Source organism: Acetobacter sp. P5B1 (genome assembly GCF_018811985.1).
In the GTDB taxonomy this organism is placed as follows: Bacteria; Pseudomonadota; Alphaproteobacteria; order Acetobacterales; family Acetobacteraceae; genus Acetobacter; species Acetobacter cerevisiae.
In genome coordinates this window covers 1-922 of sequence record NZ_JACRVS010000078.1, presented here as the reverse complement: position 1 = coordinate 922, position 922 = coordinate 1, and the positions used below count along the sequence as shown (strand labels likewise).

Here is a 922-nt window from a genome sequence, read left to right as displayed (position 1 = left end):
ACGTATCGCTGCCCCACGGCCAGCACATGCGGATGGTTCCCCGTGCAGTATGGCACAGCACTGAGCAACTAAATGACCAACCTCACAGGCATCCTCCAGTCCACGCCGGACTGGGAGGTCTTCTTGGAGGATGCAAATTATCACTATGTATGCACAGCAGATAATCATTGGCGTCGTGTTGCGCTGGGCGATTTCTAACCGCTGCGTCTAAAATAATAACCGGAAAACTGATGACAGAAACACAGAGCGGCGGAAACGTCGCGGCTGATGATGACCTGCGCGAAATCGTTGGGGGCCACGAGGTCCGTCTTGCCGCTGTTGAGCGGCGGCAGGATGCAACTGACGGAAAGCTAGACAGCATCAGCAAAGATCTGGCGACGATGCGGGCAGAGGAGAATGCCCGCACTGTGGCCACCACGGCGGGGATAGCCCGGCTGGAGACGCGGGTTTTTGATCTGGTGACCCAGCTCGCAAAACTCACTGGCGCTCAGGAAAACCAGAACCGGCTGGCCGAAGAGAATCTGCGGCGCTGGCGCACACGGTCAGTGGTTGTGGGGATTGTCTGCACGATTGCGGCCGCAGCGGGTGGCACGATCCTCTCCAGCCAGACATGGGACGACTACCTGTTCGGCAATGTCGGCTTCCTGCACCACCACCATGTTCCTGCCCCGACGCCGCCGACACAGCAGCAGGCCTCAGCCTACGCGATTGCGCCTCGAAACTCGGAAAAATCATGACCCGCGCCAGACGCGGCCTTTTTTGTATCTGGACAACTGAATGAATGACCCCATCGTTCTCGCGGCTGGTCTGGCTCGTCGGTTTGAGGGGCTGTGCCTGCGGCCTTACGTGTGCCCGGCCGGTTACTGGACCATCGGCTACGGCAGCCGGTGGCTGGCCAACGGGGCCGCCGTCTGTGGCCGCA

2 protein-coding genes are annotated in these 922 nt (G+C 60.2%); both read left to right on the top strand.

Annotation, left to right across the window (positions count from 1 at the left end; translation table 11 throughout):
- The first annotated feature begins 230 nt into the window (after positions 1-230).
- The gene (locus KP703_RS15450) at positions 231-737 is read left to right on the top strand and encodes a hypothetical protein (RefSeq protein WP_215755555.1); all 507 of its coding nucleotides are present in this window, start codon (positions 231-233) and stop codon (positions 735-737) included.
- A 40-nt stretch (positions 738-777) separates the two neighbouring features.
- On the top strand, positions 778-922 hold a 145-nt coding region (locus tag KP703_RS16000; protein WP_373687513.1), incomplete at its 3' end, for a glycoside hydrolase family protein.

Coding starts and splice junctions, on each gene's coding strand:
- KP703_RS15450 (WP_215755555.1), top strand. CDS start 231: ATGACAGAAACACAGAGCGGCGGAAACGTCGCGGCTGATGATGACCTG.